This is a genomic window from Chryseolinea sp. T2 (genome assembly GCF_037203685.1).
Taxonomy (GTDB): domain Bacteria; phylum Bacteroidota; class Bacteroidia; order Cytophagales; family Cyclobacteriaceae; genus Chryseolinea.
This window is the reverse complement of the sequence record NZ_JBBCAU010000001.1, coordinates 627940-653380: the sequence shown is the minus strand read 5'-3', so window position 1 is coordinate 653380 and position 25441 is coordinate 627940. Positions and strand designations below refer to the sequence as shown.

Below are 25441 nucleotides of genomic sequence, written 5' to 3'. Positions count from 1 at the left end.
CTACATCGTGTAGTATTTTATCATCCGTTATTACTTATAGAGAAATGGAGATCCGATGGCGAACGACATCGACAGCACATTTCTCGCAGTAGTCAATGAAAACCTGGGCATCGCACACAAGATTGCCCGGGTTTATTTTGACGACCCCATAGCCCGCGAAGATGTCGTTCAGGAAATGATGTTCCAGTTATGGCGGTCATATCCATCATTCGACAACCGATCAAAATTCTCCACCTGGATGTATCGCGTGTGTCTGAACACGGCGTTGACACACTTTGCCAGATCAAAACGAATGCCTTCCGAACGACTCGCCGAGCACCATCACAACATTCCGGATGTCGAGTCATCTAGCGATGATATGGATGCCATGCTGGCAGCCATTCGCTCGCTATCCAAAATTAACCGCGCTATCGTACTGCTCTATCTGGAAGGCATGAGCCATGAAGAGATAGGCTCAGTGACCGGCTTGTCACAAAAGAATGTCGGCGTCCGTTTGTTTCGAATCCGGAAAGAACTCTCTGAACTTGTTAATCGTCAAACTCAATAAGTATGGATGCATTGGATGAAATGAAAACAAAGTGGTCGCAGAAGTGCGTCCATGGCAAGTCGTACCGTACATCTAATCTGCCCGACGCTATTCGCCAAAGGATGCGCCTTCATACCCGCGAATCCATGAAATACTTTTGGGCTTCCTTCACCTTACAGATCATCGTATATGCGTTGTATAGTCATGCGCTTTTAAGGTACATGCACGATCCAATGACCGTAACCTTATCGGTGTTGGGTATAGTTGCCTACATACCATTCACGCATATCCTCATGCGCAAGTTTAAGCAACTCGCGTTGACCAAACCTGGAAGCGCTGAAGTGTCGTCAGTTCAACACTACATAGAGCAGAAAAGAAATATACTTCAGTCGTTCTTTACTTTTAAACGGCGATACGAATTCTTCCTCATCCCCGTGAGCTCACTATTCGGAACGTTGCTGGTGTTTAAGATTTATGTTCCCGGTGGTCCATTGGATAATCTCAATGGCGTCTGGATCACAATGGTGATCACGCTCATCAGTTGCTACATCGCAATCAGAAGAGAAAATCTTAAAAGTTTCCGCGCGCCACTGACTGAGCTGGATAAGTTAATTACCGAGTTTAAGGAAGACCGTTAGTCCTGGTTCGGCATATACTCTACGCGTTAAATATCGAATTGCAGAATTAGAAATGCTGATACCGTGGTCTGAACGTTTCTGAAGGAACGGTCGGAAGGCGTCGTCAAAATTTCAATGGGTACCACCAGAACACTACTCTCCTGCTTCGTTGTCGGGAAGTCCTTTCAGGTACTTATCAACAAACTTCAGTATCTCCTGCGACGCCTTGATGTTGTTGTCCTTCTTTACGAAACCATGTCCTTCATCGGGGAAGATCACGTATTCAACGGGTACGTTGTTCTTCTTGGCAGCTGCCACGATCTCATCGGACTCCACCTGCAGAACGCGTGGATCGTTACTGCCCTGAAGTACAATAAAAGGCTTCGTAATTTTTGAAGCATGAAATAACGGGGACTTGTTATAAAGCGCAACTGAATCTCTAACAGGGTCACCCAATTCATTATAGAGCGATTCCCGGAATGATGACCACCATGGTGGAATGCTTTTCAGCGTGCGTAGCCAGTTGGTGACACCGAAAAGATTAACTCCTACCTTGAAATCCTCCGGGGCAAACGTGAGTGCGGCCATCACCATGTATCCCCCATAACTGCCGCCATATATGCCGATCTTGTTTTCATCTACATATCCCAGTGATGCAAGGAGCTTCTTTGATTCTATACAATCCTTCAGATCGGCGTCACCATGTTTACGATCATCGGCCGTGAAGAAAGTCTTACCGTATCCGGAACTTCCTCTGTTATTAACGGCGAGAACAACATAGCCATGATTGACCAGATGCTGTAGTGATGCCGAATAGTTAAGGCGCGTCTGACCTCCCGGACCGCCATGTATCCAAAGCAAAGCAGGAACTTTCTCACCGTCTTTAATTCCTTTTGGTTTATACAGCAGAGCAGGAATCTCCATTCCATCGAATGACTTAAACCTGACCACCTCACCCGCTACCAGGTCGCCCTGATCAATTTCCTTCGACATGGAATGCGTGAGTTGCTTTACTTCCTTTTTATCGAAGTTGTATACAAACAAATCACTCGGAGTATTTGAACTGCTTACGTAGAAGGACATTAACTTTTCACTGCTGGAGATGTTCACTCCTGTTATGTCGCCGGCTGGAAGACCATCAATTGTCAAACGGGCACCTCCGTTCTGTTCATCGTAGATTTTGATCTCCGTTCGTGCATCGTTGTTGATGGCCACCACGCGATACTTTCCATTCTTTGACAGATAAGTATACATGATGTCCCAGGGTGCTTCCTCCACTTTCTTCTTTTCACCGGTAGCGATATCATAGCTGGCGATGTACTTGAACTCGCTTCCTTCGTCTGTGAGGTAATAGAGCTTCTTGCCATCGAGGCTGAAATACTGGGGAGAGAAGTCTACGTTGCCTTTGTGTTCTGAGATTAACTTTGTTTTCCCGGTCTGAACATCGAGCAGGTACATGTTCGAATTATCAGTGGTGATCGTTTCAGAAAGCGCGATGTAGCGATCATCGGGTGATATGGCTGCAGGGTCCAGACCCTTTTCATTTTTATAGGCCATGGTGGACGGATACAAGTTTCCTTCTTTAGGGGCATCGAGCTGGATCCTGTACAAGTCAAAAAAGCGCTTATCCCGACCGTTAGATCCATAGTAAAGCGATTTATTGTTTTGGCTCCAGCCATAGAATTGTGCTTTGGCGGTGCTGTCCCGAATGAGATCGAGTTTGGATCCGTCCTCGTTTAGCACGAACAAATGAGTGATCTCGTTTCCGCCTTTGTCCTGCTCGTAGATGATACGCTTGTCACCAGGAAAGTAGCCATCGGAATACACGGCATCATCGGTAGATGATGTAAGCGCTGATTGTTCGCCAGTTGCTACATCGATGGCAACCGCATTGAATATTCCTGTCGCTTTGCTGCTGATCAGTATTTTGCTGTCGTCAGGTGAAAAGGATCCCCCGGAAATCTGAACGACATCCATGAACTGTCGGATAGTGTAACGCTTTGGGGCTTTCTCCTCCGGGGTTGTATTTGATTGGCACGCGACGGTAAACAGTGCGATCAGTATGATCAGCAACGATGATAGTCTTTTGTACATGGTTGGGGGATTGGCGTCATTCAATTTAGCACGCCACTTCCGCAATACCTAGTGTGCCTTTCGGAAAGCTTTGCGGGCGTGTTGTATCTCGTCCTCATGACGCGTTGCCCACTCTCCCATCATGGTCATCACATCAAGCAGGCTCTTGCCAAGAGAAGTAAGCTCATATTCAACCCGTGGTGGGATTTCAGGAAAGACAGTTCTCGAGATAAGGCCATCTTCTTCCAGGGAACGGAGTGTAACGGTGAGCATGCGTTGCGAAATGCCCGACGTGCTTTGTTTTAATGCATTGAACCGCGCCTTGCCACTGTAGCCAAGGTTCAGTATTACCAGCATAGACCACTTATTTGCGAAGTGAATCAGGAAGTCGTGGATGGGGCAAAATCCCCCTCCCTTCTCTTCGAGGATTTTTCCGATTTTTTTCCTCTTGCTAAGTTGCTGACGGTCAGCAATAGTTACCTCCATGATACTAAGGGCTAAATGGTATACTTATTGTTAAGTACTAAGTTACCAAATATATTTGAGTTATTAAAAGTAACTAACTACCAAATTATAATTTATGAAAAAGAGTCTGTTGGGTTTTGCTCTCCTTTTCGCATCCGTTTCCGCTTTCGCGCAAACGTGGTCGCTCGACAAAGCACACGCAAAACTGGGATTTGAAGTAACACACCTCATGGTGTCGAATGTTGAAGGAAGCTTCAAGACATTCGATGTTAAAGTAACTGCATCTAAAGATGAATTCTCTGATGCAGTCGTTGAACTTACAGCCGATGCAAATTCAATTTACACCGACAACGACAAGCGCGATGCTCACCTCCGCAGCGCCGACTTCTTTGAAACTGAAAAGTACCCTACACTCACTTTCAAGAGCACTTCGTTCTCAAAGATCTCCGACAAGAAATATGCATTGGCCGGCAACCTCACCATGCACGGCGTAACCAAGCCCGTAACACTTGAGGCAACATTGAACGGAACTACCGTACACCCTTACAGCAAAAAGACAATTGCCGGTTTCAAAGTTACCGGAGTAATCAAACGTTCTGACTTTAACGTTGGCAAAGGTACACCTCCCGCTGTGGTGAGCGATGAGGTTACACTCAACGCCAACCTCGAATTGATCAAAGACTAAGCTAACTGCTTAACTCCAGCCAGGCGAAGGTCAAAGAGCGACTTAAAGCTGGTCAGGCGACATACGAGTTTCTTAAAGATCTTTTAATACACCGGCCCACAAGCCGGTGTATTTTTTTATATTGGATTACCTCATTGATTTGATCGCGACTGTTGGTATCAAATTTGAAAATGGGTCGAATCAAAGAAACGAGATGAAACTATATACCTGTTCAAAGTGCGCCAACTACCTGTACTTCGAGAATACGAAATGTCTGCAGTGTGGACACAAGCTCGGATTTGATTCTGATACCCTCCAACTCGTTACACTGACAGAACTGGAGCCGGGCATATTTCAGGACATAAAGAACAGCAAGAAGCGATTTAAATATTGCAGTAATATGCAATACAATGCCTGCAACTGGCTCGTGCCAGACGACCAGGAAGAACCCCTGTGCAAAGCTTGCGTCCTCAACAGGACAATACCCCCTCTCACCGACGAGAATTTGGTGCTGTGGCGACGCATTGAAACGGCCAAGCATCGTCTTATCTATTCGTTGCTAAGATTGCATTTGCCTGTCGTTCCAAAAGTGGATGGTGAAGGCCCCGGTCTCGCATTCGACTTTCTCACACAACTGACGCCCGAAGACAAAGTTATGACCGGCCACTATGAGGGTCTGATTACTCTGAATATTGTTGAAGCAGATGAAGCCACACGTGTTCAACATAAACAGGACCTGGGCGAGAAGTATCGAACCTTGCTTGGCCATTTCCGACATGAAATTGGTCACTACTATTGGGACCTTCGTTTAAAAGATAGTCCGGATCTCAAAGCATTCAGAGATGTCTTCGGCGACGAGAGTCAGAGTTATCAGGAGGCATTAAAGGTGTACTATGAGAATGGCGCACCTAAAGACTGGATGGACAACTTCATCAGTCCATATGCGTCTGCACATCCTTGGGAGGACTGGGCCGAGAGCTGGTCGCACTACCTGCATATGATGGATACACTTGAAACAGCGTATTACTTTGGAATCACGGTTGATCCAAAACCAGCAGGTGCCAATGACATTAGTGCAAATATCGATCGCGATCCATATGCCATCAAGGAGTTCAGCGATGTCTTTGACCTGTGGTTGCCCATCACCTTTGCAGTGAATAGCCTTAATCGCTCGATGGGTCACGCCGACTTCTACCCCTTCATCATGGCCCCACCTGTAGTTAAGAAGATGAACTTTATTCACAATCTCCGGAAGACAATAAAATGAAAGTGTAAGTCAACCGCATAAAATCTTTCATTGAAGTTTACCTGATGGCGCAAATAGTTCGGACAACCGCGCGTTGTTGCAACTTGCATCCAATTTCTTCTCTTCGAACTTATATTCGAAGGCAACCGACCACTCACGAAAACAAAAAAGCCCCGACTCAGCATTGCTGAATCAGGGCTTCGGGCGCCGGAAGGGCCAACGCCAGTTATATACGCTTAGTGAAGTTGAGTGCGTTTGGCATCTGCCTTATACTCATCGCGTTTGTTGCGTATCAGGTCATGAGAAAGGCGAAGCAGGTCCTTCTGATCGCGGATTATTCGCTGAATGTTTTCAGGGAATTGGGCGCTATCCTGGATAGCTTCTGCGTAAGCTTTCTGAGCTGCGTCTTCACCATATTCACATGCCTCAAGCGCTGACTTTGCATCATCGCCGGCAAATACGTCCTTCACATCCATCCATGCACGATATATCTTACCCGACATAGTGGAGTCTTCGGCTGGCTCGCCGCCGAGAGATCTGACTTCGGAAGCTAGCTCTTCCTTCATCTTCTGGCTTTCATCTGAAAGCTGATAGAACAGTGTTCTTAGAACGGCGTCGCCTTCTTCAAGATTTTCAACAGCTTTTTCATACCCGGCTATTCTATCACGATTGATTCTGATAAGATCATTGAGCACCTCAACGATTTCCTTATTTTGATTTTTCATGTCTCTATCTTTTAATGGTTATTGTCTGGCTTAACTTCAGCGACCTCGTCTCAAACTGCATACCATCCCGCAACCCTTGAAATTTTCCGTTTGAAGGGGCTGCGTCATAATTCCACACGGAACGACTTCCACAGCCCGGGAAAATCGTTCACAAAATTTCAGGCAATGAGATGTGGCAAGCTGAATGCTTACAGCACAGAGTAACGCATGACCATACTTTATCTTAACATTGCATTAACATCGTACCCCGGATAATATGAAGGCCTATAGTATTTCACGAACACCCCAGCTTCATCACGGTGAAGGGGCAATCAAGTTGATCGGCCCCGGACTGGCCTCGTATACGGGAACCGCCTCAGATAAAGGAAGTACTTCAGATAAGGGACGAGCTCCGGGTAATGGAAACGCTCTGCTGATAACCGGCAGCAGCTCATTCGAGCAACTAAAGGCCTACAAGTTCATTATGGCTGAGTGCTCGAAGCTCAATATTGATGTCCACGAGTACCGTATCCCGCGCGAGCCATCGCTGTCCTTGATCGATGAGGCAGTCGTCAGATTTGCAGAATATAATCCACAGCTGGTTGTCGGTCTCGGAGGTGGAAGTGTTATTGATGCAGCAAAAGCCATCGCCGCGATGATTCCCATCCGTGAACCTGTAAAGGATTACCTGGAAGGCGTTGGTTCGAAGAGTCATCCTGGATCCAGATTGCCCTTCATCGCATTGCCCACTACAAGCGGAACCGGCAGCGAAGCAACACGGAATGCAGTATTGTCTGAAGTAGGACCTCAGGGATTCAAGCGCTCGCTCCGGCATATGAACTTCGTACCGGACATTGCGATACTCGATCCGGAATTGACGCTTTCGTGTCCTGCAGATGTCACTGCGCATAGCGGTATGGATGCGTTCTCTCAATTACTTGAATCTTTCCTGTCAACGTCTGCAAATCCAGTAACTGATGCACTCGCCTTGCAGGGCCTCACGCTAATTTCGCATTCATTGCTGACCGCCGTTCGTGACGGCTCCAATATTCAGGCGAGATCAGACATGGCTCTTGCAGCCTATCTATCCGGCATTACATTAGTCAACGCCGGATTAGGAACTGTACATGGACTCGCCGGTGTCATCGGCGGAATCAAAGAAATACCGCACGGCGTTATTTGCAGCCGACTGATGGGCCCCGCCAACGTAATGACTGTACGCAAGTTGCGTATCACACCAGGATCGGACACTGCGTTGTCGAGGTATGCTCTGGCCGGAAGAACTTTTAGTAAGAGGTCAGGACGCAGTGATGATTATTATATTGACGCATTTCTTGATTTCATTATCGAAATGACGACAACACTAAAAATTCCGGCATTGATTCAATATGGCGTGGCTGAAAGTGATCTTCGCGAATTTGCACGAGTCGGAGATAACAAGAACAATCCCATTCAGCTGGATGAAGAGGAACGATTTAAGTTGTTACTTGACGCGTGGCGGTAGGGGCCTGCTCATAATAGAAACCAACTCACGGTAGAGGCTAACTTAAGGTAGAGGCTAGCTCAAGGTGGACGCTAACTCACGACAGAAAGATTTTCTGCTGCCTGGCGGCTGAGGATTATTTCCTTCTTGTTGTCGATACTAAGTTTCATTGAGCCATCGAATTCCTCAATTTCCACGATGCTCACATGCGATCCCGGAGCAAGGCCAATTTTGTTAAGGTATTTCAGAAAAGCATCGGTATTCTCGGAGACACCGGAAATGCGATATGGATGACCAATCTTTCCCTGTGAAAGCAGTATCGAAACCTGCGCGGGAAGTTTTCCATTCTTGTCAGGAATAGGATCACCGTGCGGATCGAACTTTGGATATCCGAGCAACTGGTCGAGTCTCTCAATCAGAATGTCTGAATGAACGTGCTCGAGTTGTTCGGCCACTTCGTGTACTTCATCCCAGGAGAACTTGAGTTTCTCTACCATGAACGTTTCCCATAGCCGATGCTTGCGCAGTATCTGGAGAGCAACCTTCTTACCCTTGTCGGTTGGCTTAACGCCACGTGACTTTTCGTACACCACCAACTTTTGCTGGCCAAGTTTCTTAAACATGTCTGTGACAGATGCAGCGTTGATCTGCAGCTTTTCCGCGATGGCAGTGGTGGACACACTATCTCCAGTGGATTCATAAATCCGGTAGATAGCTTTCAAATAGTTCTCTTCAGTTAGCGTGTGCATCGGACTGGGTTCTAAAAGTATAGAGAAATAGGTGAATTCCTAAGAATTAGGCATATCTAAATATCGTATTTTGGATATCTAATAATTGTTTTACATTTGTCATATGAAGACTATTGTACCAGCCTTAATTGTGCTGGGCGTTATTTGCGTGTCTTGCAATGAACTTATCCCTGACGCGCCGGCAAGCGATACCCTACTGGATGGACCCGTGGACGGACTTACCTATGAGCAGTCCCGGCTTTTTCTGGCTGGAGACGCGGCATTCAATGACGAAGTATTTTCTTCGGGTACCGGATTAGGGCCCATTTTCGTTGCAACGAGTTGTGGAAGCTGCCATGCAGGCGACGGAAAGGGACATCCATTTTCTACACTGACGAGGTTCGGCCAAACTGACGAAACCGGCAATCATTACATGGATCGCGGCGGCCCTCAGTTGCAGCATCGCGCATTGCATGGCTTTGTTGCCGAGACTTTACCCGACGGAATTCCATTTGCGAAGTTTACGCCTCCAGCAAACACAGGACTTGGATTTATTGAACTGGTGAGCGACGCCGACATCCTTGCAATGGCGGATCCCGACGATGCTGACGGAGACGGGATATCCGGTCGAGTCAACTGGATCCACATTCCAAACTACGTTAATCCTCACGCCGATGCGCAGGAAAACAACGGACGGTATATTGGCCGCTTTGGAAAGAAAGCAAGTGTTTACAATTTACTGCAACAAACAGTCGGAGCTTATCGGCAGGACATCGGTATTTCATCTGCGTTCGAACCTTACGACATATACTCGGGATTGGAAACAGATCCCGAGGTATCGACGCAAACCATAAATCACGTCGTATTCTATTTACAAACGCTTAAGGCGCCCATTCAGCGAACTCCTGATAATACAGACATCGTCTCTGGCAAGCAGCTGTTCATGGGTCTGGGCTGTGAGGCTTGTCACAAGTCTTCGCTAACGAGCTCCAGCTCGTCCGTTGCCGCACTTTCCAATAAGGCTTTCGCTCCATATACCGATCTCCTACTTCACGATATGGGTTCACAGCTTGATGATGGCTATACTGAAGGGTCCGCTACTACCGCGGAATGGCGCACGCCGGCACTTTGGGGGCTTGGCCTATCACCTATCACTCAAGGGGGAGGCTATTTCCTTATGCATGATGGACGAGCTCGCAGTATTGAAGAGGCCATTCTTATGCATGGTGGCGAAGGCGCTGCGAGCAAACAAAGATTTGAAAGCCTGTCATCATCAGAAAAGGACAAACTGATCGCCTTCCTTAAGTCGCTTTAGCCATGCAAAGAAAGGAATTCATAAAGCAATGCACCGGTTGCCTGGGACTTATGGTTGCCCCTGCGCTTCTCCAAAGTTGTAGTGGCACCAAATACCTAAATGCCGCAATTGAGGACAGCGATATGATCGTTCCTATTGACGCATTCGCCGATAAGGGCAATGGCTCGTTCCGGTCCTACGTAGTTCTGGAGAATGAGATCCTTCAGTTTCCTATCTGTGTATATCGGATTTCTGCAGACGACTACAAAGCTCTTTGGATGCAATGCACACATCAGGGCAATGAACTGCAGGTGTTCGGTGACATGTTGCAATGCCCCGCACATGGTAGTGAGTTCACCAGGACAGGTGCAGTTCAAAACGGACCAGCTTATATGTCGCTGCGAACCTTCCCGGTTACTGTTGCCAACGACAGACTCAAGATAAGTTTGAAATGAAAACCCAAGCGCGCTTACGATGGCGTAAACTCTTCGCCACAAACTCATCCCCGGCGCCGCACCAGGGCACGCTTGTGCTGATAATTCTGGCCATCATATTTTCTGTACCGGCAGTGGCGCAGATAGACTCCACGTTGCTTCGTCGGGTACCCAGAGACACCAGTGCGCGCAAAGCGATGAACATGGATGCCGTCTACAACCGTCCCTTCCTATCGGTGTCCAAAGTACCTGTTGCTATTGGTGGTTATGTCGAAGCAGACTACAGTTATATCGGTACGGATGGAGTGACAGAAGGACATTCCTTTAGAATACCGCGGCTGACTTTATTTGTTGCCTCGGCTATTCATCGCAGAATACGATTTCTGTCAGAGATTGAATTTGAAGAAGGAGGTCGTGAAGTCAACATTGAATTTGCGTCTCTTGATTTCATCTTTCATCCGTTGGTCAATTTCAGAGGTGGCGTTGTTATGAATCCCATTGGAGCATTCAATCAGAATCACGACGGACCCAAGTGGGAGTTTGTTGATCGTCCTGTGGCTATGACTCAAATGCTTCCGGCTACCTGGAGCAACGTTGGCTTCGGCCTTTATGGTAAACAGTTTAAAGACAGCTGGTCGTTCGGTTATGAATTCTATCTTACGAACGGCTTCGACGAAACGATTGTTAACAATTCATTGAACAGGACCTACCTTCCCGCAACGAAGCAATCATCAGAACGCTTTGAGGAGAGCAGCAATGGGCAGCCGCTTCTGACAGCAAAGATCGCGGCAAGGAGAACAAAGATCGGCGAGATAGGATTGTCTTATATGGGCGGGATCTATAACAAATTTAAAGACGATGGCATCGTGGTAGATGATAAAAGACGCCTCAATGTAATGGCCGTGGACTTTAATACAACACTGCCTGGTCTTAGTACCTACATAGTAGGTGAGTGGGCCTGGGTGTTATTGAACGTCGCTGAGACCGTTGGCGACCAGTATGGTGATCGTCAGCAAGGCGGGTTTGTTGATATTGTGCAGCCAATTGTGAGAGGACGACTTCTGGGCTTTAACAATGCTACGTTAAATGTAGCCTGTCGCTTCGAGTACGTCGATTGGAATGTGGGAACATTTCAGGAGACGGGAGGCAATATCGCAGATGATTATGCCGCAATTGTTCCTGCCATCAGCTTCAGACCAACATCTCAAACAGTCATCCGCCTCAACTACAGACGTTCCTGGCAGCAGGATCTGCTCGGCAATCCACCCTCTAACACAGGAGGAATTCAATTTGGAATTTCGAGCTATTTTTAGTCCGGACGTGATTCCAAGTCGAGCCTAATCGTTTGGCGTAATGGTACCTGACCCGTCTTTCATCACTTCTTCGGCCGGGCAGGAATGAGCAGTCTGTTCAGAGCGGGGATAGCCAATAGCCCATGGGATATGATAAGTCCGAGTGCGGCGCCAATAGTGACATCCAATGATGTATGTACGCCAAGAACCACGCGTGATAGTCCAACGAGAGCAGCCCAGATCACAGGCACATATAGCCATATCGTAATTCGCCTCTCGTTCAATTCGTAAAGTGAAAACGACAACATGCTTGCCAGCAGGAATGCGTTAAAGGTATGTCCTGAAGGCATGGAATAGCCTGCCTCATCGATCCAATGAGAAAGAACCATTTTATCGATGCTATGAAAATGCACGGTATCCGTGTCAACGACGCTTCGGAAGAACTTTTGACGCTCAGGAACAACAAGCAGATAGATTGAATCCAGATTGACTTTTGATCCCGATTGCCGGATAATGAATTGATGGCTAGGACGTGAGATGGCAAACGTCGACTTGATGTAGCTTTCATTAAGCTTGGCGAACGAGCCGAGTACAACTACTAAAGAAAGTAACGTTCGAAAGAACGCGACGATCCTCGCCCGCGGATGAAGTGGAATGAAGGCAAAGGCGCTGCTGATGATCAATACGATGATGAGCGATCCTACCCATCCGCCGGATTGCGTTATCCAATACATTGTCAGACACCACGGATTGCCCGGCTCGCAGCCATTGAATCCTGGCATGATAAACCAGACCAATATGAGCATAAGCGCATAGGCGGGGAGTGATATCTGAAGGAAGCGTTTGATAGTACGTGATTTTGCCCGCAAAATTTACGACAAAATCGAATCAGAAGTTCGCTGCAGGGTTATCGCTATTTCCTTAAGCGTCTTCTTAAGTCGTCACAGTGCCTTTACGAGTTTAAAAGGGAACAACAAAATGGCACCCACGAGCTTAAATGCGGCCTCGATAGTGAACGCTGCTATTCTGAATGGTAGCAGGATCAGCCATATAAGAGGAAACAAGACCAGCACAAGCAGGGCGATTGGCCAGCAACAAACCAGTAAGAAACACCAAAGAATGAGGGCAATTAAAGTGCGCATGAGCGAAGTGATTTTCTTGCTTCATCTATTGCAAGAAGACGGCCAACTGATGTAATGCTTCAATTTGCGCTGCAAAGGGCAATACCCCTGGCATAGGCTGTCATTATCGAACACCTGAAGTGATCACTTTTGTACATCCAGCTGTTTCATCTGATAACCGATTGCGCGAATGTTTTCGATTTTCAGGCGTGAGTCCGGCTGAAGGTATTTTCTCAAACGCGACACGAATACGTCCATACTGCGGGCAACGAAGAAGCCGCTATCCTCCCAGGCAACTTTAAGGAACACATCTCTTTCAATCAGTTTATTAGGATGCCGGAAGAACAACTGAAGCAGTTGTGCCTCTTTATGAGTTAACCGTGTTGAAACGCCGGCAGACTCGAGGGTAAGATTGTTAAGATCAAGTATCGAATCGGCTACACGCAGAATGCCGTTCAGGGGCTTCTCAGATGACCCTCGTCTGACAACGGCCTCCAATCTGTATTTAAACTCTTCTATGCTAAAAGGTTTGCACACATAGTCATCGGCACCGACCTGGAAGCCGCGAATACGATCTTCTGTCAGGCTTTTGGCGGTGAGGAATATTATGGGAACGCTTTGATTGAACTTGCGTATCTCTGTAGCAAGGTCGAAGCCGTCGCGGTTAGGCAACATTACATCAAGAACACACACATCATAAGAGTGGCTGAGAAATGCAGACAGTCCTTTCTCTCCATCGGGGTAACGAGACACACTCCAACCGGCGGAGTCGAGTGAATCTTTGATGAGGAAGGCCAGACTTTCATCATCTTCAACCAAAAGCAGGTTACGACCGCTCATGCCACCGGAAGAAAGATTTGCACTGTAGTGCCCTGATTCAATTCTCCCCGAAGATTGATCTTGCCACGATGAGAGAGAATGACATCCTTTACAAAGCTGAGGCCGAGGCCGAAGCCCTTTACGTTGTGTACATCTCCCGATGGAATTCTGAAGAACTTCTCGAATACCTTCGAGCGCATGTCTTGAGGTATGCCAATGCCGTTGTCTTCGATTTCAATAGCCACACCGTTGCCTGTGTCGCGGGTGCGGACGGTTATACGCGGCGAGCGATTAGAATACTTATCGGCGTTATCAACAACGTTGCCGATAGCCTGTGCGAGAAGTTCGGGATCACCTGCAACCGCGTGATTCGTTGCATTCAGCTCCAGGCTGATTACGCCGTTTCGCTCCTGCATCCTTAATTCAAACGATGCTGCACATTCGGCAAGAAGGCGATGAACATCCAGTGTAACGAACGATTCTGGGCGAACGTGATAAGCCGATGATCCAAGCAACACCTGATCAATCTTGTTCCGCAGCTTATTGTTCTCTTTTAGCAAAATGTTGACATACACAGACAACTCGTGATTTTCAGGCAGCTTGTTTTTAAGGATCTCACCTGCTATGCTGATGTTTGTTACGGGTGTCTTGAACTCATGCGTCATATTATTGACGAAGTCACTCTTGAGAGTCGAGAACCTTCGCTCTCTGAGCACCGAATAGATTGCGTAAGCAAAAAAGCCCATCATGAGCATCAGGGCGATGGTTGATACGATCCAGATGTCGAGGCTTGCGAGAACTATACTTGCTTTGGCGGGAAAGTATACCGCGAAGTTCTGAGGGTGTGATTCATCAGTCACCCCGTTGCCTGCCGACATCCTTGGCTGCGTTGCCCGGACGTAGTTTCCATAGACCAGCGTATCATCATCTGCATTATAAACGCCGAGTTCATAATCAAGATTGAGACGCCTTATCAAAAGTTCATTTTTTAAGAGACGGTCTATATCCTGGCCGTTAAGATTCTTCGGTGTTTCAACGAGAAAGAAATTGGAGGCAATCTTCCGGACCTCGGCCGTTGACGACACTGAATCTGCAACGCGACGGAGGGCCACCTGCACGCTGTGATCAAATTGCTGCTCTGCCACGTCGAATGCTTTCCGAAACCAATAGGCCTGAAGCGCGCCCAGCGAAATGAGCACCAAGGTTCCGAGGGCTATGATCTTTCGAAGATGTCTGTTGTGCATATACTAAATTAATGCTTTTTCCTCCTCCCTTCCGACAAGCGGATCACTTTAACACTGCATTAACACTTCTTTACAGTCGTTAACCCGGGGGCAAATTTCTCAATAATAACATTGTTGAAAGTTTCGCTGCACATGTTTACAAGAAAAGATTACCGCCTGTTCATCATCGCAATCGCGATCATAACCACCGCATTTGCTCTTATGGCCATTGATCCTGAACCGAATGGATTCGGGATCATGACCCTTTGGATAGCCCCTCCGCTTCTTCTCATCGGATTTGCATTGCCGGTGATTGGAATTGTCGGAACAGATATAATGCAACTACGCCCCCGCATTAAAACGACAAAAGCGGTTGTGGGTTTTGCCGTTTGGGCGATTGCTATGGTGACCTATGGCGTTACTGTCGAGCCGACAGCCAGTCTCTGGGATTGCTCGGAGTTCATTGCTGCAGCCTACAAACTTCAGGTGCCGCATACGCCAGGAACTCCGTTGTCTTTGCTTGTGGGGCGAATGTTCGCTATGCTCTCGCCGGACAGAACCAGTATTGCGTTAATGTTGAATATCTCCAGCGCGTTCTTTTCAGCACTCTGCGCTTACCTGGTATTTCGTATTGTTTACCACTTCGCCAGCCTTATTGAAAGAAAGGCGTCAGCGTTAACGCTGGAAAATCAAATCACATCTATTGAAGGAAAGGAATCAGCCGAACAAGTTGTTGCAGCAAGTTCAATCCATCGGTCACCGATTGGAAGAGGCAACATTCCAGCGTTGCTGGCTGCAGTTCTTGGCAGTCTTTCGCTTGTGTTCTCAGATACGTTCTGGTTCTCAGCCGTGGAGGCCGAAACATATGGCATTGCCTGCTTTTTTCTGCTGGTACTCTTTACGCTCATTATTGAGGGTCGCGAACTGGAGGGCGAATTAAGAGCACGTCGCCTTATCCTCATTGGTTATGTTGCAGGCTTGAGTTATTGCATCCATCCCATGTGTGTGCTTGCACTGGCGGTATTGCCGTACTACTGGCTTGGAAAGACCTACAACGTATCCATTATACGCCTCATGCTGCTGCTTGCCTCGGGTCTCATTCTCGTCTTTATGATTAATCGTATTGTGGCCATTGGCATCTTTCAGTTCGCATTCGGCGTAGATAAGTTCTTTGTTAACAACGTAGGTCTTCCGTTCTACAGTGGCGCCGCCCTACTCCTTGCTGGAATGATCGCGGCTTTCACCTGGATCATCAGAAGGCAACCACAGTGGCAAAGCAGCTCCTGGGCTACGGTGTTCCTTATTGTCGGATTTTCACCTTACGTCATGCTCTTCGTACGATCAAATCACAATCCGCCGATCGATGAAAACAATCCGGAGAATCTACCCATGATCAAGGCATACATGAACAGAGAATCGTATCCGACAAGTCCTCTTCTGTACGGCCCATATTTCGACGCAGAGGTTGAAAGCGTTGAGGCTGGGCGTCGCGTGTATCATGAGGAAGGTAGTCGATATGAAATTTCCGGTACCCTCTCTGAGTACAAATACGAGAGTCATCGCAGCACTATTTTGCCACGCATTTATAGCAACGATCCCGATCATGTAGCAGCATATCAAGAATGGCTTGACCTTAAGCCAGGCCAGCGACCAAAGTTTGGTGATAACCTCTATTTCCTCTTCACCTATCAGATCGGTCACATGTACCTGAGATATCTCCTGTTTAACTTCGCAGGAAGAGAAAGCGATCGGCAGGGAGCAGACTGGTTGCGGCCGTGGGATAGCGCAAATTCCGCGGACTCAATTTATGCAAGCAAGGCGCGCAATCAATACTGGATGCTGCCGTTGCTCGCCGGTATCGCAGGTGCATTCTTTCAATGGCGTTATGATCGCAAAGGATTCATCGCTGTTCTTTCGCTTTTTCTCATCACAGGTTTGGTTCTCGCTCTCTATCTTAATTCACCTCCCATCGAGCCGCGTGAGCGAGATTACATCTATGTTGCCTCCTTCATCGCGTATTCTATCTGGATTGGGTTGTCAGTGACTGCCATAGTTCACTCAATAAAAAACCAAAGAATAGCCATCCCGTTAACATCTGCATTAGCATTTGGTATTCCGCTGTTGTTACTAAGGCAGAACTTTGACGATCATGATCGTTCGGGACGGACGTTTCAAGTTGATAACGCACGTAACACACTTGCCAGCTGCGCGCCGAATGCAATACTGTTCACTGGCGGCGATAACGACACGTTCCCCCTTTGGTATGTGCAGGAAGTAGAGGGATTTCGAACCGATGTCCGCGTTATGGTCCTGAGTTATCTGAATACGGACTGGTACATTAATCAGTTGCGCAAGGCATACTATGATTCAGCACCGTTCGCACTTACCCTAAGCCCGGCAGACTATCTCCAGTATGGGCCTAACGATGTATTGTATCTTCAGGAATCCATAAAGGAAGGCATCGATGCAAGAAAGTACTTAACGTTGATCAGCCAGGGCAACACCGCACTGCGCGCGCAGTCTTCCACCGGCGACTACTTCACCCTTCTTCCGTCGAGAAAATTGCTGATACCTTCTGCAGATACTTTGTCACAGCCAGTATCAAAGCTTACTGCGACAAAGGCAGCGACCGATTCCATGCGACCTTCATATCTCTCGTTAAGCGTCAAAGGAAATTATGCTACAAAGAGTGTACTTGCCATCATCGACGTGATGTTATCAAATCAATGGCAACGACCCATGTATTTCAACTACACTTCGCTTAATACGGCAGGGCTGGAACTGGAGGATCATGTTGTGCAGGAGGGCGCTGTGTATCGTTTCGATCCGACGACGCGTACATCAGGAACAGGCATTGTAATCGACAACACGACGATGCATAAGAATCTCGTTGAACAGGCCAATTACGCAAACTTGTCAGACACAGATGTACACTTCAACTATGAAGACTACACGCTGCGGATGATCTCTCCTGTAAGGCAATCATTTAATACACTGGCGAAGTCGTATATCGATGCCGGCGATAGTGATAAAGCGCTGTCGGTGATGAACTTTGCAAAAGAGAAGCTCTACAAAACGCACCTGCCACCGACATACGCGAATCTTGAAGCAGCCGAAATCCTGGCGTCCCTTGGAGACCGCGACAGCGCCGCCGCCTTATGCACGACACTCTTCCAGTGTCACGCTGCAGAATTGAAGTGGCAGAAGGAGAACAACAGGCCACTCGATAACCTCGATCGGTTTCTGGCGGACCAGGCGTCGCGTATACTGGCTGCGTTGGGTGATACTGATGCCGAGGAACAACTTAAGAGGCTCGGTATTTGAAACAGACCTGGTGGGAACGCGATTGAATTAGTCCGTCCGAAGCACCCTTGCAGGATCCGATGAAGCAGCCCGCCACGCCTGTGATCCAACAGCCACGAGGGCAATAAATATGGCACCACCGGAAGCAAGCACATAGTAATACAACGGTATATCTACGCGGTACTCAAAAGCTTTTAACCAGTTGGAAAGCATCAGATGACTTAAAGGAATCGCAATGATTATTGCAATCAACACAATACTCATAAATTCAGTCGATAACAATGAAACTATACCTGCATTGGTCGAGCCAAGTACCTTACGGATACCAATCTCTTTCGACCGACGTTCAGCTGTGAAGGCGGCCAGTCCAAAGAGGCCCAGGCAACCGATCACGACGGTGACTCCGGAAAAGTAACGCGATAGCGTTGCTACACGCTGCTCAGCCTGATACATTCTCTGATAATCATCGTCTAAAAACGTGTATTCGAATGCCAGACCCTCATTGTATTTCCTGAAGAACTTCTCAATCCGATCAAGGGTGGATTTCTGATCTCCCGGTTTGAGTTTCACCATAATTCTGCTCGGATACCCATCGACCATCGGAACCAACTGAAAGAAGCAGGGGCCAACCTTGCTGTACAACGATTCAAAATTGAAGTCCTTAACGATGCCAACGATCTCTTTATCGTCGCCCCAAAGCTTGATGTGTGTACCGATGGGGTCCTTAAGGTTCATGGCTTTCACTGCCGACTCGTTAAAGATGATCTGATTCAATGAGCCGAAATCACGACGAAAAGAATTCCCCTGCGCCATACCGAACCCCATAGTCTCAACAAGGTCATAGCCCATTTCGAGGTTGCCAAAGTTCACATATTCTTCGGGGTCGCGGCCGGGCCAGTCTACAGCGCCGGTAGAACCATGCCTGCCCATCAGGTCGTGATAAAATCTTCCTGCATTGGTTACACCGGGAATTGCTTTCAACTCATTCATGAAGGCATCACTCACGTTCTCAGTTTCGAAGTGTATCACGCGATCACGATCATAACCAAGATTCCGGTGGTGTATGAAATCAAGTTGACGATAGACTACCAGCGCAGCCGTAATCAGAACGACGGAAATCACAAACTGAAAGACGACCAATACTCTGCGCGCTACCAACTCGCGCTTCCCCGTATGCACTACACCACGTAGTGTAGCTGCCGGGTTAAACCGCGACAGATACAATGCCGGATATGCTCCTGCCAGAAGACTTGTGACCGCCATAATCACAACGACGACTCCAACCAGTGCGGGGTCAAACGTGAGAGAAAGATGCTTGCCTGAAAGTGTGTTGAATGGATTCAGCAGCAAGTCCGCAAATAGCAGCGCGAGCAGCATGGCAATGCCAACTACGGTGCAAGATTCTCCGAGCTGCTGGATTATGAGCCACCGGCGTGGCGCGCCTATTGCCTTCTGAATGCCCATCTCCTTTATCCTGCGCGCGGCCTTTGCAGTTGACAGGTTCATATAGTTGATCGCAGCAATCACGAGTATGAATACACCGATCAGAGTGTACAGCTTAACATATTGAATGCGACCACCAGTGTTGACGCCGTTCTCGAACGAGCCATGCAAATAGCCGTCAGCATAGAGATGGGCGATGAGATGCTGTTTTGATTTCGGCACTTTCTTAATAATGAAATCAGAGATCTTGCTTCGGAAAGCATTAACATCGGCGTCAGGCTTCAGCAGCACCATTGTGAAAGGATCGGAACTACCCCAGGTCTTCAGCCAGTCATGGGTCTTCAGGAACAGATCATAGTTTAGTAGAATATCAAACTGCATGGTTGCGTTTGCAGGCGGTGTCTCGCATATCGCTGCGACAGTAAAGAGGTCTTCACTTCCAAACTCCTTCCATTGCACCGTCCTGCCCACTACACCATCCGTTGTGCCGAAAAGCTTTCGCGCAAAGTCGGCTGTTAATACCGCGTTCTTCTCATCGCCGAGGCAGGTAGCACCGTCACCCTCCAAAATACGAAATGAGAACACTTTGAAGAAGTCCTTACTTGCAAACTGGGTCTTCGTCTTAAAGCGCTTCTCCTCCCATTGTACAACTGGCAGACTACCGTAAACATCCCATGGCACATAAGCAGTGGCACTTTCAATTTCGGGAATCTCATCGGCCAAGGCTTGTGCCAGAATACCGGGAGTACTTGCGCCTGTGTGTATTCCATCGTCATCAACAATGTTTTGCCTTATATGATAAGTTCTCTCCGAATTCGTGTTGTACTGATCTATCGAGAGCTCGTCGTTTACCCAGAGGTAAATCAGAAGCACACTGGTAAGTGCTGTCGATAACCCAAGGAGGTTGATCACAAACACGCTGCGAAAGCGACGAAAGCCGCGGGATATTAATCGAAGGTAATGCAGTACCATTGTTTCAGTTGAGTAATGACTTTAATTCTATACTATTCATTTGAGACCACAGGTTCAAACGCCTTTCAGACTACTGTTGTCTTCCCTGTTTCTTTTCACTATTCCTCCTTCAGGCATTGAACGGGATTCACACGTGATGCTTTAACAGCCTGCACCCCAACGGTAAGCAGTGCAATCAGCAAGGCCGTAGCTGCAGCAACCGGGAAGTACCACCAACTTAGTTCTATCTTATAAGCAAAGCCCGAAAGCCAGGATCTTGTAATCACGAATGCAATTGGAAGCGCGATCGCGCTTGAAAGCAACACGATTTTTGAGAAGTCAGCTGAGAGCAGATAGATGATACGCCACTCCCCTGAACCGAGCACCTTTCGAATGCCGATCTCTTTGAGACGCCGCTCTGCGGTGAAGGCGGCGAGTCCGAAGAGTCCAAGGCATGAGATGATAATGGCGAGTGTTGCAAAATATCCGGAGAGAACTCCAACGCGCTGCTCAGCGACATACTGAGCTTCGTAGTCTTTACTCAGGAACGTATATACGAAGGCGAATCCTGGATTGGTTTGTTTATATAGTTGCTCAAGTCCTTCAAGTGCTTCATGTTCCTTGCCGCGCTCCAGTCTCACCAGAATTTGCTCAACTTCACCGGGAGCGAGTCGGAAAAACAACGGAGTGACTTTTTCATGGAGCGACTGAAAGTGAAAATCTTTGGCTACACCAATGATTGTTAGCTCCTTTCCCCATAGATTGAAAATCTTGCCAAGCGGGTCTTTCATGTTCATCACGCGAATAGCTGCTTCGTTCAGAATGATCGCTGAGCTGTCCATGCTATGTTCGCGCGAAAACGTTCGGCCCTGGGCCATCTCTACTCCCAGCGTTTCGATGAGGCCGTAGTTACAGTTCACGATCTCAAAAGGTATCTGCGCGTCAGGGTCTTTGCCTTCCCAGTTGAAATATCCTACGGTTGATGCGCGTGAGCCAATAATGGTACGCGCAATTGATGACGCATCGGCAACGCCTTCAACACGACTCGCCTCGTTGAGAAACGCATCCATGTGACTCAGCGTGTAGGCTTCCGGTTTGATATAGATTAACTGGTCCTTATCATAGCCAAGGTTCTTATGCTGAACAAAGTCGATCTGTTTGTAGATCACCCATACTGCTACGATGAATACGATGGAAATAATGAACTGGAATACGATCAGTCCTTTGCGTGCGAACAACTCGGCCGCCGAATGAAGCATTGTGGAGCCTGCTCCTGCAAGCTTACCCTTCAGCACAACGGCCGGACTGAAGCGCGACAGGTAGATGGCCGGATAGAATCCCGAAAGCAATCCTGTTAAGATCGTTATGCATCCGAGGAAAGCAAACAGCATGGGGCTTGCGTGAAGGGCGAGATTCTTACCAGTGATCTGATTGAACACTGGCATGAGCAGGTCGGCCATCAGCACAGCAATTACTACTGACAAAACTGACATGAGCATTGACTCGCTCAGATATTGCAACGTAAGGGATGTACGCCCTGCCCCGATTGCCTTTCGAACACCTACTTCACGCAGGCGTCGCGTAGCACGGGCAGTTGCAAGATTCATAAAGTTGATACATGCAAGAGCAACGATCACTATCCCAATCAAAGAAAAGAGCCTGACATACTCGATCCTTCCGCCAGAAGGACGTCCTTCGACATATTCGTTATGGAGATAGTAGTCGGCGTACGGTGCCAGTTGCAATGTTATTCGCGAGTCCGGCGCCTTCTTCTTCACGAAGCCCGCGATCTTGCTGCTTACAGTTGCCGCATCAGCATTTGGCTTCAATACGAGAAAAGTGTTGCACCCAAAGTTTCCCCAGTGAAGGTCCTGCGGACCAACGATGTCCTTGAAGATCTCGAATGACAAAAGGTAATCTGCATGGAAGGATGACCGTGGAGAAATGTTTTTCATGACAGCAGCAACAATCGATTCTCCCTTTCCATGCGGATGTTCCCATTGTACCAACTTGCCCAGTGCATCCTCGGCGTTACCAAACAGCGCTTTCGCCGAAGACTCAGACAGAACGATGTTCTTCTTGTCGTTGAGAGCATCCTTGCGTCCTGCCAGGAGATCGTAGGAAAAAATCTGGAGGAAGTTCGCATCGACCATAGATGCTTTTCCCATTTGGTGCGTCTCACCATTTGCAACTGTAAGATCGAAACCACCGCCGAGGGTGGTGACGGCCTTCTCGACTTCGGGAACTTCAGCCTGAAGCGCATCACCCAGGATAGCCTGTGTCGTTGATGATGTTTCCAGCTTGCCATCGAGCTTGTTATCAACCAATACTCGATAAAGCCTGCTGTCGAGCTCGTGAAACTTATCCATCTGGTATTCATCGGTCACCCACAATGCAATAAGAATTGCGCAGGCGAGTCCGGTTGAAAGACCGAGAAGGTTAATAACGAAGGTGCTTTTGTATTTTCCGAAGTTCCGGAGAATGACGATGAGATTGTGCCGGATCATTTACTGTATTGATAATCTGTAATGAACTAAATTCGAAATAATAGTATGCCTACACTATGTGTTTTATGACTTATACTATGTACTGTATGCGTCACTATGTACTTCAGACATTATTTACATCGAAGAGCTATTCGCTTCGAAGACACTTCACCGGATTGATGCGCGATGCCTTCGCTGCCTGCGACGCAACTGTGAGCCACGCAATCACGAGGGCTAGCAGTCCTGAACCAATGAAGTACCACCACTCCAACTCGATCTTGAATACAAAACTGTCGAGCCATTTCCTTAAAATCAGGAAGCTGACAGGAATTGCTACAACAATCGCTATAGCTACGACTTTGGTAAAATCGGACGACAGGAGATAGATGATTCCAAAGTTGGAGGACCCAAGTGCTTTCCTGATACCGATCTCCTTGAAGCGTCGTTCGGCAGTATGGGCAGCCAGGCCAAACAGTCCGAGGCATGAGATGATGATTGCTATGCCGGCAAAATACCGTGACAACATGCTCACACGAATCTCCGCATTGTATTGAGCGTTATAATCTTCATCAACAAACCGGAACTCAAATGGAAACTCAGGGTTAAATTCCTTGTGAAGCTTTTGAAGTTTTTCGATTGCCGGTCCCGGATCGCCGGCAGCGAGCTTGGCCATTACCTTCTGGGTATAAGCGGGAGCAAGTATGAAGAACATGGGAGCAATTGCAGAGTGCAGCGATTCATAATGGAAGTCGCGCACAACGCCTACGATGGTAGGCTTAAAGGGACCAAGTGTTACTGTCTTACCAATGGGTTCCTTCATTCCCATCGCTCGTATAGCTGCCTCGTTAACGACGATATTCATACTGTCCTGATGCTCGCGCGAGAACAGTCTTCCTTCTGTGAGATTAAGATCCAGCAGTTCAAGCATTCCATAGTTGACAGGTCGGACGGCAAATGGAGTTCGGTCGTTGGGATCCTTTCCATCCCATTCGAGGCTGGTCGTATTGCCCCCTCCCACAAGACTTTCGCTGATCGTGCTCACGCCTACAATGCCAGGGATTCGGCTTGCTTCCTGGAGGAAGGCTTCCCGGTTCGTTTGCGTATTTCCTTTCATCTGAAAATACAACAGGTTGTCGCGGTCGTAGCCGATGTCCTTGTGCTGCAGATATTGAATCTGATTGTAGACAACAAGAACAGCAACGATGAACACGACTGACAATGAGAATTGAAAGATCACGAGTCCTTTTCGAATCATGAGTTCACCGAAAGTAGAATGCAGTTTTCCTTTCAATACAGCGGCGGGGTTGAAGGCAGACATGTATAGAGCAGGATAGCTGCCGGAGATTAATCCAGTTACTAACGAGATACCTATCAGCGTAGCGATTAGAATGCCATCAAACTGTAAGTCGAGTTGTTTGCCAGTAATCACATTGAACTCAGGAAGCAGAAGATCAACCAACAGCAAGGCGACGAGAAGCGACAGGAAACTCATGAACATCGACTCGATCATGAATTGAGAAACGAGAACGAAGCGACCCGCTCCCACTGCCTTCTTAATTCCAACTTCCTTAATCCGTTGAGCAGCGCGGGCGGTTGACAAATTCATAAAGTTGACGCAGGCGATGGCAACTATAAAACACGCGATCAGTGAAAACATCAGCACGTATTCAATACGTCCGCCTGACTGAACGCCCTGCGCGTTGTAGTTGCCATGAAGATACATTTCAGTGAAAGGCACTGCGAACAGCGAACGGTGCTTTTCAGTGATCTGTGAGGATATGATGTCTTTGATCTTACTTTGAAATTGTTCTACGTTGGCGCCTGGTCGCAATGTCGCGAAGGTCATAGGGCCGGCGTTGCGCCAGTCCAGAGTTTGGGGTACGAGCTCCTTCCATTTTTCAAATGAGAAAACAGCATCAAAGCGACTGGAAGAGTTTCGGGGAACGTCTTTAAAGATGCCGGTTACAGCAAACGTCGTTGTGCGGTCAACTTCCAGTGATTTACCCACGGCGAGGGTAGCATCTCCGAAAAGAGCACGGGCCGTTGATTCTGACAATACCACGGACTGCTTATCCGCCAAAACTTTGTCAGCAACTCCCTCCATCAATTCAAAAGAGAAGATCCTGAAGAAGTCCTTGCCGGCGTATATGGCAGAGGTAGCCACCTGCTTTTCTTTGTTCGCGAACTGAAAAGGACCGAACCAATAGGTTGGCGTGACGGTGGCTGCGTACTCGATTTCGGGTACATCGCTGGCCAGTTTCTCTGCCAGAAGGCCTGGTGTTGAGTTGGTCACCCGAATGTTGTTCTCTGAATTCTTCTGGAACTCCATCAACTCGAACAGGCGATCACCTGCCGCATGAAACTTGTCCATCATCACTTCGTCGCGCACCCAGAGGAATATGAGTAGCGCGCAGGCCAGACCGGTGGACAATCCCAACAGGTTGATCAGGAAAGAGCCTTTAGACCTTTTGAAATTCCTGAGAATGATGAGAAGGTTGTGAGAGAACATAATATCCGTTTCGACCCGGTATTACGAAGGTAGTGCCATTTCATCAAATGGCGTTTTCAG

The 25441-nt window shown here is 47.8% G+C and carries 20 protein-coding genes; 9 read left to right on the top strand and 11 right to left on the bottom strand.

Going from position 1 to position 25441, the window contains the following annotated elements; all coding sequences use genetic code 11:
• Positions 1-55: 55 nt before the first annotated feature.
• Together WBG78_RS02780 and WBG78_RS02775 are read left to right on the top strand one after the other, a co-directional pair.
• Complete coding sequence (locus tag WBG78_RS02780) at positions 56-547, top strand: RNA polymerase sigma factor (RefSeq protein WP_337324837.1); 492 nt, start codon at positions 56-58, stop codon at positions 545-547.
• A gap of 2 nt (positions 548-549) precedes the next feature.
• Positions 550-1164: a hypothetical protein gene (locus WBG78_RS02775; RefSeq protein ID WP_337324836.1), complete on the top strand. Its 615-nt coding sequence runs from the start codon at positions 550-552 to the stop codon at positions 1162-1164.
• 132 nt (positions 1165-1296) lie between these two features.
• On the opposite strand, the gene WBG78_RS02770 is transcribed toward WBG78_RS02775, so the two are convergent.
• Together WBG78_RS02770 and WBG78_RS02765 are read right to left on the bottom strand one after the other, a co-directional pair.
• Positions 1297-3237, bottom strand: a complete 1941-nt coding sequence (locus WBG78_RS02770; protein WP_337324835.1) for a S9 family peptidase — start codon at positions 3235-3237, stop codon at positions 1297-1299.
• Positions 3238-3285: 48 nt separating this feature from the next.
• Positions 3286-3702 carry a winged helix-turn-helix transcriptional regulator gene (locus WBG78_RS02765; RefSeq protein ID WP_337324834.1) on the bottom strand — a complete coding sequence of 139 codons (417 nt, stop codon included), beginning with the start codon at positions 3700-3702 and terminating at the stop codon, positions 3286-3288.
• A gap of 94 nt (positions 3703-3796) precedes the next feature.
• Here WBG78_RS02765 and WBG78_RS02760 point away from each other — a divergent pair, with 94 nt between their 5' ends.
• Positions 3797-4366, top strand: a complete 570-nt coding sequence (locus WBG78_RS02760; protein ID WP_337324833.1) for a YceI family protein — start codon at positions 3797-3799, stop codon at positions 4364-4366.
• A 193-nt stretch (positions 4367-4559) separates the two neighbouring features.
• A complete protein-coding gene (locus tag WBG78_RS02755; protein ID WP_337324832.1) occupies positions 4560-5612 on the top strand; it encodes a zinc-binding metallopeptidase family protein in 1053 nt (350 codons plus the stop codon).
• 215 nt (positions 5613-5827) lie between these two features.
• Here the strand turns inward: WBG78_RS02755 and WBG78_RS02750 are convergent, their stop codons facing one another.
• Complete coding sequence (locus WBG78_RS02750) at positions 5828-6316, bottom strand: PA2169 family four-helix-bundle protein (protein WP_337324831.1); 489 nt, start codon at positions 6314-6316, stop codon at positions 5828-5830.
• 256 nt (positions 6317-6572) lie between these two features.
• Between WBG78_RS02750 and WBG78_RS02745 the strand changes: the two genes are divergently transcribed.
• The gene (locus WBG78_RS02745; RefSeq protein ID WP_337324830.1) at positions 6573-7799 is read left to right on the top strand and encodes an iron-containing alcohol dehydrogenase; all 1227 of its coding nucleotides are present in this window, start codon (positions 6573-6575) and stop codon (positions 7797-7799) included.
• A 71-nt stretch (positions 7800-7870) separates the two neighbouring features.
• Here the strand turns inward: WBG78_RS02745 and WBG78_RS02740 are convergent, their stop codons facing one another.
• Entirely contained in the window at positions 7871-8527 is a 657-nt protein-coding gene (locus tag WBG78_RS02740) for a metal-dependent transcriptional regulator (RefSeq protein WP_337324829.1), read from the bottom strand.
• Between the two features lie 103 nt (positions 8528-8630).
• Here WBG78_RS02740 and WBG78_RS02735 point away from each other — a divergent pair, with 103 nt between their 5' ends.
• The 3 genes from WBG78_RS02735 to WBG78_RS02725 are packed head-to-tail and all read left to right on the top strand — an operon-like array spanning position 8631 to position 11547.
• Positions 8631-9821 carry a di-heme oxidoredictase family protein gene (locus WBG78_RS02735; protein WP_337324828.1) on the top strand — a complete coding sequence of 397 codons (1191 nt, stop codon included), beginning with the start codon at positions 8631-8633 and terminating at the stop codon, positions 9819-9821.
• 2 nt (positions 9822-9823) lie between these two features.
• Complete coding sequence (locus tag WBG78_RS02730; protein WP_337324827.1) at positions 9824-10255, top strand: Rieske (2Fe-2S) protein; 432 nt, start codon at positions 9824-9826, stop codon at positions 10253-10255.
• Positions 10252-11547: a hypothetical protein gene (locus WBG78_RS02725; protein ID WP_337324826.1), complete on the top strand. Its 1296-nt coding sequence runs from the start codon at positions 10252-10254 to the stop codon at positions 11545-11547. Before WBG78_RS02730 ends, WBG78_RS02725 begins: the two co-directional genes overlap by 4 nt.
• 62 nt (positions 11548-11609) lie before the next feature.
• On the opposite strand, the gene WBG78_RS02720 is transcribed toward WBG78_RS02725, so the two are convergent.
• The 4 genes from WBG78_RS02720 to WBG78_RS02705 all read right to left on the bottom strand — a co-directional run bounded on the left by WBG78_RS02720 (position 11610) and on the right by WBG78_RS02705 (position 14710).
• A complete protein-coding gene (locus tag WBG78_RS02720; RefSeq protein WP_337324825.1) occupies positions 11610-12395 on the bottom strand; it encodes a phosphatase PAP2 family protein in 786 nt (261 codons plus the stop codon).
• A gap of 72 nt (positions 12396-12467) precedes the next feature.
• Positions 12468-12668 (bottom strand): hypothetical protein, encoded by a 201-nt coding sequence (locus WBG78_RS02715; RefSeq protein WP_337324824.1) that lies wholly within the window; start codon positions 12666-12668, stop codon positions 12468-12470.
• 123 nt (positions 12669-12791) lie between these two features.
• On the bottom strand, positions 12792-13487 hold the full coding sequence (locus tag WBG78_RS02710) for a response regulator transcription factor (protein ID WP_337324823.1): 696 nt from the start codon (positions 13485-13487) through the stop codon (positions 12792-12794).
• A complete protein-coding gene (locus WBG78_RS02705) occupies positions 13484-14710 on the bottom strand; it encodes a sensor histidine kinase (RefSeq protein WP_337324822.1) in 1227 nt (408 codons plus the stop codon). The genes WBG78_RS02710 and WBG78_RS02705 overlap by 4 nt, the downstream gene beginning before the upstream one ends.
• A gap of 132 nt (positions 14711-14842) precedes the next feature.
• Between WBG78_RS02705 and WBG78_RS02700 the strand changes: the two genes are divergently transcribed.
• Positions 14843-18013 carry a glycosyltransferase family 117 protein gene (locus tag WBG78_RS02700; RefSeq protein ID WP_337324821.1) on the top strand — a complete coding sequence of 1057 codons (3171 nt, stop codon included), beginning with the start codon at positions 14843-14845 and terminating at the stop codon, positions 18011-18013.
• A gap of 27 nt (positions 18014-18040) precedes the next feature.
• Here WBG78_RS02700 and WBG78_RS02695 read toward each other — a convergent pair whose 3' ends face one another.
• From WBG78_RS02695 to WBG78_RS02685, 3 genes are all read right to left on the bottom strand, one after another.
• Positions 18041-20407: an FtsX-like permease family protein gene (locus WBG78_RS02695; RefSeq protein WP_337324820.1), complete on the bottom strand. Its 2367-nt coding sequence runs from the start codon at positions 20405-20407 to the stop codon at positions 18041-18043.
• A gap of 98 nt (positions 20408-20505) precedes the next feature.
• The gene (locus tag WBG78_RS02690) at positions 20506-22893 is read right to left on the bottom strand and encodes an ABC transporter permease (RefSeq protein ID WP_337324819.1); all 2388 of its coding nucleotides are present in this window, start codon (positions 22891-22893) and stop codon (positions 20506-20508) included.
• Positions 22894-23020: 127 nt separating this feature from the next.
• The gene (locus WBG78_RS02685; protein WP_337324818.1) at positions 23021-25381 is read right to left on the bottom strand and encodes an ABC transporter permease; all 2361 of its coding nucleotides are present in this window, start codon (positions 25379-25381) and stop codon (positions 23021-23023) included.
• Between the last annotated feature and the right edge of the window lie 60 nt (positions 25382-25441).